Annotated in this window: 11 protein-coding genes; 8 read left to right on the top strand and 3 right to left on the bottom strand. The window is 64.5% G+C overall.

The window, feature by feature from the left end; all coding sequences use genetic code 11:
• Positions 1 to 39 precede the first annotated feature (39 nt).
• Positions 40 to 2388, top strand: a complete 2349-nt coding sequence (locus EDF58_RS11150; protein WP_132265461.1) for a TonB-dependent receptor — start codon at positions 40 to 42, stop codon at positions 2386 to 2388.
• A gap of 73 nt (positions 2389 to 2461) precedes the next feature.
• Positions 2462 to 3964, top strand: coding sequence for an aldehyde dehydrogenase family protein (locus tag EDF58_RS11155; protein ID WP_243654192.1), 1503 nt, complete (start codon positions 2462 to 2464; stop codon positions 3962 to 3964).
• A gap of 430 nt (positions 3965 to 4394) precedes the next feature.
• Here the strand turns inward: EDF58_RS11155 and EDF58_RS11160 are convergent, their stop codons facing one another.
• The 3 genes from EDF58_RS11160 to fucP form a co-directional block, all read right to left on the bottom strand.
• Entirely contained in the window at positions 4395 to 4889 is a 495-nt protein-coding gene (locus EDF58_RS11160; protein WP_165921380.1) for a trehalase family glycosidase, read from the bottom strand.
• A gap of 131 nt (positions 4890 to 5020) precedes the next feature.
• On the bottom strand, positions 5021 to 5257 hold the full coding sequence (locus EDF58_RS11165; protein WP_132265465.1) for a hypothetical protein: 237 nt from the start codon (positions 5255 to 5257) through the stop codon (positions 5021 to 5023).
• Positions 5258 to 5388: 131 nt separating this feature from the next.
• Positions 5389 to 6729, bottom strand: a complete 1341-nt coding sequence (fucP, locus tag EDF58_RS11170) for an L-fucose:H+ symporter permease (RefSeq protein ID WP_132265467.1) — start codon at positions 6727 to 6729, stop codon at positions 5389 to 5391.
• Between the two features lie 165 nt (positions 6730 to 6894).
• On the opposite strand from fucP, the gene EDF58_RS11175 reads away from it, so the two are divergent.
• From EDF58_RS11175 to EDF58_RS11200, 6 genes are all read left to right on the top strand, one after another.
• Complete coding sequence (locus tag EDF58_RS11175; RefSeq protein WP_207912922.1) at positions 6895 to 7785, top strand: amidohydrolase family protein; 891 nt, start codon at positions 6895 to 6897, stop codon at positions 7783 to 7785.
• Between the two features lie 49 nt (positions 7786 to 7834).
• Positions 7835 to 8578 (top strand): SDR family oxidoreductase, encoded by a 744-nt coding sequence (locus EDF58_RS11180; protein WP_132265469.1) that lies wholly within the window; start codon positions 7835 to 7837, stop codon positions 8576 to 8578.
• Positions 8575 to 9849 (top strand): L-fuconate dehydratase, encoded by a 1275-nt coding sequence (locus EDF58_RS11185; protein WP_132265471.1) that lies wholly within the window; start codon positions 8575 to 8577, stop codon positions 9847 to 9849. Before EDF58_RS11180 ends, EDF58_RS11185 begins: the two co-directional genes overlap by 4 nt.
• Positions 9849 to 10625, top strand: coding sequence for an SDR family oxidoreductase (locus EDF58_RS11190; RefSeq protein ID WP_132265472.1), 777 nt, complete (start codon positions 9849 to 9851; stop codon positions 10623 to 10625). Before EDF58_RS11185 ends, EDF58_RS11190 begins: the two co-directional genes overlap by 1 nt.
• Before the next feature lie 22 nt (positions 10626 to 10647).
• Positions 10648 to 11493 (top strand): fumarylacetoacetate hydrolase family protein, encoded by an 846-nt coding sequence (locus EDF58_RS11195; RefSeq protein ID WP_132265474.1) that lies wholly within the window; start codon positions 10648 to 10650, stop codon positions 11491 to 11493.
• Positions 11494 to 11584: 91 nt separating this feature from the next.
• Positions 11585 to 12430, top strand: coding sequence for an IclR family transcriptional regulator (locus EDF58_RS11200; protein ID WP_243654193.1), 846 nt, complete (start codon positions 11585 to 11587; stop codon positions 12428 to 12430).
• The last annotated feature ends 11 nt before the right edge of the window (positions 12431 to 12441 follow it).

Below are 12441 nucleotides of genomic sequence, written 5' to 3' on the forward strand. Positions count from 1 at the left end.
CCGGCGCAAAAGTGCGGACATACGGGAGAGGTAAGAACCATGAATCGCAACGTCTTGTTGATGGCAGGCGCGTCGTCGCTGGCAATCCCGGCACAAGCTCATGCTCAGGAATCGGCCCCCACCGGGGGCATCCAGGAGATCGTCGTCACGGCGCAGAAGCGCTCCGAGGCGATCAACGACGTGCCGCTTTCCATCACCGCGGCTTCCGGCGAAAAGCTGCGCGATCAGGGCATCACCAATGTCGGCGATCTGGTGAAGATCGTGCCGGGCTTCAACTATACCGAGAGCGCCTACGCCACGCCGGTCTACACGCTGCGCGGCGTGGGCTTCTACGATACCAGCCTGGCCGCGAAGCCCACCGTCAGCATATATCAGGATCAGGTGCCGCTGCCGTTCTCGATCATGACGCGCGGCGCGACGCTGGACCTCGAACGCGTGGAGGTGCTGAAAGGCCCGCAGGGCACACTGTTCGGATCGAACGCGACGGGCGGCGCGATCAACTACATCGCCGCCAAGCCGACCACCACGTTCAAAGCCGGTGTCGATGCCGGCATCCAGAACTTCGGGGAAATCACCGCAGGCGGTTATGTCAGCGGCCCGATCTCCGACACGCTGAGCGCCCGCGTCGCCGTGCGCACCGAGCAGGGCGGGGCGTGGCAGCGCAGCTATACGCGCGACGACAAGCTGGGCGACCGCAACTTCACCACCGGACGCCTGTTGCTCGATTTCCAGCCCGCCGACAGCGTGCGCTTCGAACTCAACCTCAACGGCTTCATCGACAAGAGCGATGGACAGGCCGCGCAGCTTATCGGCGTGGTGCCGCTCGGCAATCCGGCGCGGCTCGGTGATCTTGCGACTTATCCGATCGCGCCTGCCAACAACCGCGATGCCGACTGGACGCCGGAACAGGCGCCCAAGCGCGACGACTGGTTCTATCAGGCCTCGCTGCGCGGCGACGTGGACCTCAGCGACGATATCACCCTGACCTCGATCACCAGTTTTTCGAAGTATCATAACGACGCCGATATAGACCCTGACGGCGTGGCGCTGCGGGATTACTTCTACAACACCACCGGCAAGATCACAGCCTTGTCGGAGGAGCTTCGCCTTCAAGGAAAGTCGGGCGGCCTCACCTGGATCATCGGTGCCAATTACGCGCGCGAAAAGACCTACCAGCAGGATGACGCTGGGCCTTACGATCAGTCCACATCGGCCTACAACTTCGTGGATGCCGGACTGGGCGTGCCATTCTTCGTCTATAGCCAGTATGCGCGGCAGAAGTTCGTCAACAAGGCCGTCTTCGCCAATCTCGACTACGACATCGGCGATAGGATCACGCTGCACGGCGGCATTCGCTACACCGATACCAAGATAGACTTTGCCGGATGCACCGCCGACCGCGGCTTCGCGCTGGGCCAGGGCATCCAGAACCTGCTCAACGCGATACGCGGCGGGGCTGGACTGGACCCGATCTCGATCGCGCCCGGTGCCTGCGTCACCATCGACGCTTCCACGCTGACCGCAGTCGAAGTGCAGGATAGCCTGGACGAAGACAACGTGTCCTGGCGCGCGGGCGTGGATTTCAAGCCTTCGAAGGACGCGTTGCTCTACGCTTCGGTCAGCAAGGGCTACAAGTCGGGCAGCTTCCCGCTGCTCTCGGCCAGCGACGCCAATCAGTTCGCGCCGGTCAAGCAGGAGTCCGTCACCGCCTATGAAATCGGCGCCAAGCTGACGCTGCTGAACAGGACCGCGCAAGTCAACGGCGCGGTGTTCTACTACGATTACAGCAACAAGCAGTTCAAGGGCCGGGTCGTCGCCGATCCGAACATCTTCGGTCCGCTGGAAGCGCTGGTGAACGTGCCCAAGTCCCGCGTGCAGGGCGCCGAGATCCAGCTCGACCTTGCCCCCACCGACGGACTGCGCGTTTCGATCGGGGCGACCTACCTCGATACGAAGATCAAGGGCAGCTTCGTCAACTACGATTCCTATGGCAATCAGGTCGACTTCGGCGGATCGTCGTTCCCCTATACACCGAAGTATCAGATCGTGATCGACGGGCAGTACGATTGGGCACTGGGCGAAACCACCGGTGCGTTCGTCGGCAGCAACCTCAGCTTCCAGAGCGATACCAAGGCGGTTCTCGGCGATGCGCGTGACACGCCTTCGGCAGAACTGACCAGCAGGGGCGGGCTGACCATCGCCGACTATACCCTGATTGACCTGCGCGCCGGCCTCAGTTTCAACGACAAGCGCTACAAGGTAACCGCTTTCGTGCGCAACCTGACCGACAAGTACTACTGGTCCAACGCCACCCGCATCACTGACACGACCGTGCGCTTCGCCGGTCGGCCTCGCACGTATGGCCTGACCGTTTCGGCCAGTTTCTGAAGCTCCTCCCCATGAGCCGCGCCGGGACCGATCCCGGTGCGGTTCCTTTTTGCGCCTTCACCGGAGACACAAGATGAATGCACCCTCGACTTTCGCAGTGACCCGCCATGGCGAGCCCGGTCACGAGGTGGACCTGCCGGTCACGCAGATGCTGATCGGCGGCGTGCGCTGCGAGGCGGAAAGCGGCGCGCGTATTGAGGTAGAGGACCCCGCCACCGGCACGGTCTTCGCCAGTGTACCGGCGGGCAGCGCGGCAGATGTCGACCGTGCCGTCATGCGTGCGCGCAAGGCGTTCGAAAGCGCGGAATGGTCGCGCATGCGCCCGCTCGACCGGGGCCGCATCATCGAGGCGATCGCGCGCAAGATCGAGGAGAACGCCCACGAACTGGCGCTGCTGGAAAGCTACGACAACGGCAAGACTTACCATCACGCGCTTGCGGTGGACGTGCCCTCGGCAGTCGACGTGTTCCGCTACATGGCGGGCTGGGCATCCAAGATCAGCGGGCAGGTCAACCCGTTCTCGGGTGACGGCCGCCAGTATCATTCCTACACGGTTCGAGAGCCGATCGGGGTCGTGGGTCAGATCGTGCCCTGGAACTATCCCCTGGCGATGGCGGCCTGGAAGATCGCGCCCGCCCTCGCTGCCGGTTGCACGATCGTGCTGAAGCCGTCCGAAGTGACCCCGCTCACTGCCCTGCGGCTGGCCGAACTGGCGCTGGAGGCGGGTCTGCCCGAAGGCGTGCTCAACGTCGTCACAGGCTACGGCCATGAAGCGGGACAGGCGCTGGTCGAGCATCCCGGGATCGACAAGATCGCTTTCACGGGATCGACCCGCGTGGGCAAGCAGATCGTCCAGACCGCCGCGCAGGACCTGAAGCGAGTCACTCTGGAACTTGGCGGCAAGTCGCCCTCGCTGGTCTTTGCCGATGCCGACCTGGACGCGGCGGCCATGGGGGCGGCGCTGGCGGTGTTCTTCAATTCCGGACAGGTCTGCCTGGCGGCGTCGCGCCTTTATGTGGAGCGTTCGGTTTTCGACCGGGTGGTCGAAGGGGTGGCCGAGGCGGCGGCGGGCTTCAAGTTGGGGAATGGGCGAGATCCCGAGGTCATGCTGGGTCCACTCGTGTCCCGTGCCCAGCAGAGCCGGGTGCTGGACTACATCGCGCAGGGCAAACAGGCCGGTGCGGAACTCGTCTGCGGCGGCGGTACGGGCGATCGCGAGGGCTACTTTGTCGAGCCGACCATCTTCGCCAACACCGATCCCGAGGCCGCCATCGTGCGCGAGGAAATCTTCGGCCCGGTGTTGGTGGCGACGCCGTTCGACGATGCCGACGAGGTGGTGCGTGCAGCGAATGACACGCGCTACGGCCTTGCCGCCAATATCTGGACGCGTGATATCTCGCGCGCGCATCTGACGGCCCGGCGTCTTCAGGCCGGCGTGGTCTGGGTGAACACGCATGGCATGAACGATCCTTCTGCACCGTTCGGCGGCGTCAAGGAGTCCGGATGGGGCCGTGAAGTCGGCGAGGAGGGCGTGATCAATTACACTGAAACGAAAACCGTGACGGTGCTTTTGTAAAAATGGTTGGATGCTGAGATCGGCTGCAGAAGAGCTTGATGGTCAAAAGGTTGGCAGCATCTGGCAGTGGCTTTATTCATATGAACCCCGTGATCTTAATTATTATAAAAAATTCACGGGCTCTGGCTCCGCCGAGAGGATTGGCTCTCTTTGGCATGCGTAAGCATCAATTTTGCCAAGGCTAGAGTGCGATAATGCGCTAGCTGATCATTTGTTGAGTGGTCCTGTTGCCGGTTGTTCAGTTGCCCCGGAAAGGTGCTTCACTGCACCAGATAGGGTCTGCCGCTGGGAAGCGACGTTTGAGATTGTGAACATCGTTCGCGGGGCCGTCGCCGCCGCGCCTGGAGGCTCTAATGACCCATACCAACCTCCTGATCGGCCAAGTGCTTCAGTCAATCAGTTTCTTAGATTCCATCAAAGGCATCTTGAATTAAAGTGAGAAAATATTGGTTATATATGCCCAGTAGTACATCTCGCGGAAACGGCCGCCTGGAACGACGTAGGGCTGTTCGAGATGGATCGCGGAATCTCCCGCGTGCGGGGCTTGTGCGTCTCGGCGGACGAGTTGCGGCGAGAGTGCTTTGATGTGGGCGCGCATCGCGGTCGGCGCGGTGTCGTTTATGCCGGGGACGATGAACTCGGCCAGGACGAAGGCGCGCAGTTCCTGAGGCGTCGTGGGCTTCGCTGCCTCGAACTTGCGCATGATCGTTGCGGGATCAGTGCGGGGCACGGCATCGACGAACGTCTTGCCGTCCTCGAAAATCTTGTTCTCCTGTACGTCCGAGAACAGGGCGCCATACTGGTCCGCAGGCGAAGGCACCGGCGCCGTGTTGGCGCAGAGAGCGACGCAGATACTGGTCACGACAAGCGCGGAAGCCAATCGAAGGCGCAGCGCGGTGCCGCGAGGTGTTGTCTTGTTGCTCATGCCCGGTCCCATCCAGCCTTGCCTGCATTCAGCAGGCTCAACCGATATACCGAGCCAAAGTGCCCGGTATATGGCGGAAAAACCGGTTCTTCCCGCGCTGGATTTCTATTCGAGGACGGTCCGGAGCAGGCTCAGGCGGCGACGTCAGTGTCGATATCGGGCGCCGCGACGATGGGGGAGCGGCGCAAGGGGGCGTCCTTCGAGCGGCGGATAGCACAGAGCCGGGTTTCGCCGTCCCATAGCTCGGCGTCGCGGGTGGCGGCCTCTCGGTGGGCGAGCATGAGGGCCTCGGGCAAGTCGAATGCTTCAAAATTGATGGTTTCGCCGGCCCCGTGTGGCTGTGCGAACTTCAGGGTGTAGATCTTCATTTGCATCCTCCGGGCGCCGGGAACCGTTGCGGTCCTCACTGGCGCCGCGCCTTGTCTGCCCTGTCATTGCCGGCTTGAGAATGCGGGACAATCCGGAAAAGTTCCCAGGGCCAGGAAGTTAACGCCCATTGTCATCCGGGCGAGGGACGGGAAGCTGCGCCCCAGGCAAAGCGCGCCACCGCGGCGAAGCAGAACAGCGGCAGCGCCATCGCCACCTGAAGATCCGCGCGCTCGCTGAGGAGGCCCATCAGCGGCGGGAACACGGCGCCGCCGATCACGGCCATGACGATCAGCGAAGACCCCATCGTGGTGCCCGCACCCAGATCGCGAATGCCCAGCGCAAAGATCGTGGGAAACATGATCGACATGAAGAAGCTGGTAAGCGCCAGGCAGGCAATGGCGGCCACGCCGCTCAGCGACATGGCCAGTGCAACCATGACGATGTTGGCGAGCGCGAAACCCAGGAGCAACCTAGCCGCCGGCACGCGGTGCATCAGGGCGGCGCCCACGAAGCGGCCCGCCATGAACAGCACGAGGCTGCCGGAGAGCAGGAATGCAGCGGTCCGCTCGGGCGTCTGCGGGGCGAGGTGCTTGGTGAAGTCCACGAAGAAACTCCAGATCCCGACTTGCGCGCCGACGTAGAAGAACTGGGCGATCACGGCGCCGAGCAGGAGGCGATTGGCCAGCACGGTGCGCAAGCTGCCGGTGGAGGCACCGGTCAGGGCGTCGTTCGGCGCGCTCTCGATTCGCGGCAAGCGAACCCGCGCGAGCCCGGCGGCGAGGATCACGACGAAGCCGGCAAGGCACAAGTAAGGGATCTTGACCATGTCCGCCTCGGTGCCGCGCCAGGCTTCGAGTTGGGCATGGGTCATCGCCGAGAGGTCGGCCGCGCTGTGCTCTACGCCCGAGAAGATGAAGAGCCCGCCCAGGATCGGGGCAACGACGGCGCCAAGCCCGTTGAAGCCCTGCGCCAAGGTAAGCCGCTGCGAGGCGCGCGATGGGTCGCCGAAGCGAGCGACATAGGGGTTTGCCGAAGTCTCTAGAAATGCTGCGCCCGAGGCGATTACGAACAAGGCGAGCAGGAAGGCCCAGTAGCGGTGCACTTCTGCCGCGGGAAAGAACAGCAGCGCGCCCAGCGCGTAGAGGCCAAGCCCTGTCAGCAGTCCCGCCCGGTAGCCGAAGCGCTTGAGCAAGAAGCCGGCAGGGAGCGCCCAGACGAAATAGGCGAGGTAGAACACGAACTGGATGAAACCGGCCTCTCCGCGCGAGAGGGCGAGGGCCTTCTGGAACTGGCGGATGAGGATATCGTTCAGGTTGTTTGCCAGGGCCCAGGCGAAGAACACGCTCGTTACCAGCACGAAGCCGGGCCAGAACCCCGGAAATACGAAGCGCGAAGGGGTGCCGGGCTCTTCCGGTGCAAGTTGCCCCGTCGGTGGAACCGCCGGCAAGTCTGCCGCCAGGATCGTCTCCATTTCCATCCTCTCCGTCCCGTCCTCAGGACTTGTGCTTCGCCGGTCTTTCGCGCGCAACCGTCTTCCACAAAAGATTGACGCTTGCGCTATGCCCGATCGCTCGCTAAATTTTCACATATAGAAGATGCTGTCAAATACGGCAGTGAGAGAGAGGAGCGCCGATCGATGATGTCGGGCCATATCGATGCGCACCAGCATTTCTGGGCCTATGATCCGGGGGCATACCCGTGGATCGAGGCGGGCTCCGGCATCGATCGGGATTTCACTCCCGACCTTATTGCAAACGATCTCATCGCTTGCGGAATCGCGGGCTCCATTGCCGTCCAGGCGCGCCAGAGCGAAGGCGAGACTCGCTGGTTGCTGGACCTGGCCGCGAACCATGCCGCTATCGTGGGCGTGGTGGGCTGGGTTGACCTGACCGCTCCCGATCTGTCCGAACGTCTTGCCGTGCTGGCGGACGAGCCACGCCTGATCGGTTTTCGTCACCATGTGCAGGACGAGCCCGATCCGGACTTCCTGGAGCGCCCGGATTTCCGGCGCGGCGTGCGGCAGGTTCTGGAAGCCGGTTACGCCTACGACCTTCTCATTCACGCGCCGCAGCTTGAGGGCGTTCCTGCCTTTCTCGATGCCGTGGGGCCGGGCCGCATCGTCATCGATCACGGTGCCAAGCCGGGAATTGCGACGGGCGAGTGGGAGCCCTGGGCAAGCCGGATCGCCCATGTCGCGCGGGCCTATCCGGTGTTCTGCAAGCTGTCCGGCCTCGTTACCCAGGCGTGCGGACGGGACTGGAGCGAGTTGCAGATGCTGCGCTACATGGAGCATCTGCTGGACTGCTTCGGACCTGGGCGGCTCATCTATGGCTCTGACTGGCCGGTCTGCGAACTGGCCGCCAGTTACCGCGAGGTTCACGCGCTCGCGCTGAAACTCCTGGCGCCGCTCGGCGCGGGGGACCGCGACGCCATCATGGGCGGCAATGCCCGCCGTGCCTATTTCCAGCTTGCCGGCGACGGCGATCTGGCTGCCTGCCGCGAAACGGCCATGGGAACCGGCGCTTGACGTCACGCCCAGCCGGATCGCCCGACACTCCATTCGAACGAGGTACTTGATGAGACTTGCCGGTAAGAGCGCGGTCGTGACCGCTGCGGCAGCAGGGATTGGCCGCGCGATCGCGGAAAGGTTCGTGGCGGAAGGCGCGGCGGTTCATGCCGTTGACCGGGACCGCGAAGGGCTGGCGGACCTGGCGGGCGTGGAGGCCCATGTGGTCGACCTCACCGATGCCGGGGCTATCCGGGAACTGGCGCGCGCCACGGGGAGCTGCGACATTCTGGTGAACTGCGCCGGGATCGTCCATCCCGGTGCGTTGCTGGACTGCACCGACGAACAATGGGCGCAGGCGCTCGATCTCAACGTCACGGCCGCTTTCCGCGTGATCCGTGAGTATCTCCCGGCCATGGTGGACAAGCGAACGGGATCCATCGTCAACATCTCCTCGGTGGCCTCTTCGATCATCGGGGTGCGCAATCGCTTCGCCTACGGCGCCAGCAAGGCCGCGGTGATCGGGCTGACCAAGTCCATCGCGGCCGATTACGTGGAGATGGGAATCCGCTGCAACGCGATCTGTCCGGGCACGGTGGAAAGCCCCTCGCTGGTAGGGCGCATGAAGGCGCAGGCCGAGGCGACCGGCAACTCCTTCGAGGAGACGCGCAGCGCCTTCGCCGCGCGCCAGCCGGTGGGCCGGCTTGGCCGGCCGGAAGAGATCGCCGCGCTGGCGACCTACCTCGCTTCGGACGAAAGCGCGTTCACGACCGGCACCACGGCCGTGATCGACGGCGGATGGACCGTCGAATGAGCCGCATCACCGCCCTGCGCACCGCCGACATTCGCTTCCCGACCAGCCTGGCGCTGGACGGATCGGACGCCATGAACCCCGACCCCGATTATTCGGCGGCCTATGTCATCCTGGAGACCGACGATCTCGATATCGAGGGGCACGGTCTCACGTTCACCATCGGGCGCGGAAACGAGATCTGCGTTGCCGCGATCGAAGCTCTGCGGCCGTTGGTCGTGGGGTTGGAGCTGGACTGGATCAGGGACGATCCGGGCCGGTTCTGGCGCCATGTCACCGGCGACAGCCAATTGCGCTGGATCGGCCCCGACAAGGGCGCCATGCACATGGCTGCCGGGGCCGTTGTCAATGCGGTGTGGGACTGGTGGGCGAAGGTAGAGGGCAAGCCGCTCTGGCGGCTGATCGGCGAGATGAGCCCCGAGCAGATCGTGCGCGCCATCGACTTCCGCTACATGACCGATTGCATCGGCCCGGAGGAAGCGCTCGAACTGCTGACGCGCAAGGCGCAAGGCAAGGCCCAGCGGGTGGAGCGGCTGCTGGAGAGCGGCTTCCCGTGCTACACCACTTCGGCGGGCTGGCTCGGCTATCCCGACGACAAGCTGCGCCGTCTGGCGCAGGAGGCCGTCGATGCAGGCTTCCGGCAGATCAAGCTGAAAGTCGGTCGCGATCTCGAGGACGATATCCGCCGCGTGCGCATCGCGCGTGAGGTGATCGGGCCGGATTGCCGCCTGCTGATCGATGCCAACCAGATATGGGAACGGCAGCAGGCCATCGACTGGGTCAATGCGCTGGCCTTCGCGAAGCCCTGGTTCATCGAGGAGCCGACCAGCCCTGACGATGTCGAGGCGCACCGGGCCATCCGCGAGGCGATCCAACCGGTTCGTGTCGCCACGGGCGAGATGTGCCAGAACCGCATGCTGTTCAAGCAGTTCATGATGCGCAAGGCCATCGACGTCGTGCAGATCGACAGCTGCCGCATCGGCGGGGTGAACGAGATCCTGGGCGTGCTGCTCATGGCCGCGAAGTACGATCTGCCGGTCTGGCCCCATGCCGGCGGGGTGGGCCTCTGCGAATATGTCCAGCATCTGTCGATGATCGATTACCTCTGCTTCTCGGGCACGATGGAGGACCGCGTGATCGAATATGTCGACCATCTGCACGAGCACTTCGTGGACCCCTGCGTGATCCGGGATGCTGCCTATATGCCGCCGGAGCGCCCGGGCTTCTCCATCGAGATGAAGGCGGAATCGATCGCCCAGTACCGGGTGGACTGATGGACCTGGAACTGAAGGACAAGGTCGTCGTGGTCAGCGGCGGCGGGGCGGGTATCGGCGGCGCGGTGTCGCTGGCCCTCGCGCGCGAAGGCGCCATTCCGGCGATCCTGGGGCGCAGTCCCCTGGCCGCCGACTTCGAAGCCGAGCTGCGCGAACTGCAAGGCGATGCGCTGTTCCGGCAAGTCGATGTCACTGACGACGATGCCTGCCGGGACGCGATCGCCGAGATCGCCGCCGCCGGCCGCGGGATCCACGGTCTGGTCAACAATGCCGGGGCGAACGACGGGGTGGGGTTGGAGGCCGGAACGCAGGCCTTCATGGCCTCCGTCCACGCCAACCTTGCGCATTACTACGGGCTCGCCCATCACTGCCTGCCGCACTTGCGCGAAAGCCGGGGTGCCATCGTCAACATCTCGTCCAAGACGGCGGTGACCGGGCAGGGCCAGACCAGTGGCTACGTCGCCGCCAAGGCGGCGCAGCTCGGCCTCACGCGCGAATGGGCGGCGGCGCTGCTGGCGGACGGCATTCGCGTGAACGCGGTGCTGCCCGCCGAAGTGATGACGCCGCTCTATGCCCGGTGGATCGAGAGTTTCGAGGATCCCGGCGCCAAGCTGGCGGAGATTTCGGAGCGGGTACCGCTGGGACGGCGCATGACCATGGCCGGCGAAGTGGCGGACACCGTGGTCTTTCTGCTCTCCGCGCGGGCCAGCCACACGACGGGACAATGGATATTTCCGGACGGCGGCTATACGCACCTCGACCGGCTGTTGACGTGATTATCTTTCGAAGGAGTATGCTGTGAAGCTAGTGCGGTTCGGTGAGAAGGGGCAGGAACGCCCGGGAATCCTCGATGGTGAAGGCCGCATCAGGGACATATCGCAGATCGTCCCGGATATCGCCGGTGACGTGCTGACGCCGGAGGGGCTGGCTGCACTGCGCGGGCTGGACCTGGCAAGCCTGCCGCTCGCGCCCGAGGGCGCGCGGATCGGGCCTTGCGTGGGCGGTGTCGGCAAGTTCGTGTGCATCGGCCTCAACTACCGCGACCACGCCCGCGAAAGCGGCATGGCGATCCCGTCGGAACCGGTGGTGTTCAACAAGTGGACCAGCGCGATCTGCGGGCCGGACGACGATATCGTCAAGCCGCGCGGCTCGGACCGGATGGACTGGGAAGTCGAACTCGGCGTGGTGATCGGCAAGGGCGGGGTCTACATTTCCGAAGCCGAAGCCCTGGACCACGTTGCCGGCTACTGCGTGGTTCACGACGTGTCGGAACGCAGCTTCCAGTTCGATCGCGGCGGCACCTGGGACAAGGGCAAGGGCTGCGATACGTTCGGCCCGATCGGCCCCTGGCTGGTCACTCCCGACGAGGCTCCGGCGCTGGACGACATGCGCCTCTGGCTGGAAGTGGACGGCGAGCGCGTGCAGGATGGCACCACGGCCGAAATGATCTTCCCCGTCGCGGCGATCATTTCGCATCTCAGCCAGTTCATGAGCCTTCAGCCCGGCGACGTGATATCGACGGGTACGCCCGCTGGTGTCGGACTGGGCTTCGATCCGCCTCGCTTCCTCTCGGCAGGCCAGGCCGTGCGCCTGGGCATCGAGGGTCTGGGCGAGCAGAACCAGCGCGTGGTCGCGGCCGGCTGATAGCGAACGGCCGTCAAGGATGATCGCGGCGGGGACGGTCCCCGCCGCGTGGCTCGCGGGGGGCGGGCAGGAGCAAGGAAGGGCAAAGATTTTGGGCAACGTCCGCTCCGCAGGAGCATCAGGGGCAAAGCGCGGATCCGACACCGAAAGCGGTGAGACGGACGGCAAGCGTGCCTATTCCGCACCCGCGCTGGAAAAAGGGATCGAGATCCTCGAACTTTTCGCGCGCGATCCCAGCGGCCTTACGATCAGCGAGATCGCCCAGCGGCTGGAACGTTCGATCAGCGAAGTGTTCCGCATCATCATCGTGATGGAGCGGCGCGGCTGGCTGCGCAAGGATCCCGCCAACGACCGCTACAGCGTGTCCTACCGCGTGCTGGACGTCGCCTTTCGGGCCACGCCCGCGCATACCTTGAGCAATGTCGCGGCGCCGGTCATGCACCAGTTGTCGATCGATACCAACCAGTCGTGCCATCTGGTGGTCCGCACCGGCGCTGCCGCCACGGTGATCCATCGCCAGGAGAACGCCGGGCCGGTAGGCTTCGGCATTCGGCTGGGCACGGTGGTGGACATGATGACGAGCTGTTCCGGGCACGTCCTGCTGGCCTTCACCTCGCCGGAGCGCCGGGCGGCCGCGATCGCCGATTTGCCAGACGCCAGCCAGGCAGCGCTGCGGCGGCTTGAAAAACGCCTCGATACGGTCCGCGAGCAGGGCTATGAAATGCAGCCGAGTGCGCGGGCGTCCGGCGTGACCGACATCAGCTTCCCGGTCTTCGGCTTCGACGGGCAGGTCAGCGCCGCGCTGACTTTGCCGTTTCTCCTGACCATCGACGGCTCCCAGCGAACCGATCTCAACGAAACGCGCCGGATGCTGGGCGAAGCGGCGCGCCAGATCTCCGCCGGACTCGGCTGGCTGCCGCCACGGGACGAAGACTGAGCCCATCGCCG

The sequence above is a fragment of the Novosphingobium sp. PhB57 genome (assembly GCF_004342985.1).
In the GTDB taxonomy this organism is placed as follows: Bacteria; Pseudomonadota; Alphaproteobacteria; order Sphingomonadales; family Sphingomonadaceae; genus Novosphingobium.

Coding starts and splice junctions, on each gene's coding strand:
- EDF58_RS11190 (WP_132265472.1), top strand. CDS start 9,849: ATGGACCTGGAACTGAAGGACAAGGTCGTCGTGGTCAGCGGCGGCGGG.
- EDF58_RS11185 (WP_132265471.1), top strand. CDS start 8,575: ATGAGCCGCATCACCGCCCTGCGCACCGCCGACATTCGCTTCCCGACC.
- fucP (WP_132265467.1), bottom strand. CDS start 6,729: ATGGAGACGATCCTGGCGGCAGACTTGCCGGCGGTTCCACCGACGGGG.
- EDF58_RS11155 (WP_243654192.1), top strand. CDS start 2,462: ATGAATGCACCCTCGACTTTCGCAGTGACCCGCCATGGCGAGCCCGGT.
- EDF58_RS11165 (WP_132265465.1), bottom strand. CDS start 5,257: ATGAAGATCTACACCCTGAAGTTCGCACAGCCACACGGGGCCGGCGAA.
- EDF58_RS11150 (WP_132265461.1), top strand. CDS start 40: ATGAATCGCAACGTCTTGTTGATGGCAGGCGCGTCGTCGCTGGCAATC.
- EDF58_RS11175 (WP_207912922.1), top strand. CDS start 6,895: ATGATGTCGGGCCATATCGATGCGCACCAGCATTTCTGGGCCTATGAT.
- EDF58_RS11160 (WP_165921380.1), bottom strand. CDS start 4,889: ATGAGCAACAAGACAACACCTCGCGGCACCGCGCTGCGCCTTCGATTG.
- EDF58_RS11180 (WP_132265469.1), top strand. CDS start 7,835: ATGAGACTTGCCGGTAAGAGCGCGGTCGTGACCGCTGCGGCAGCAGGG.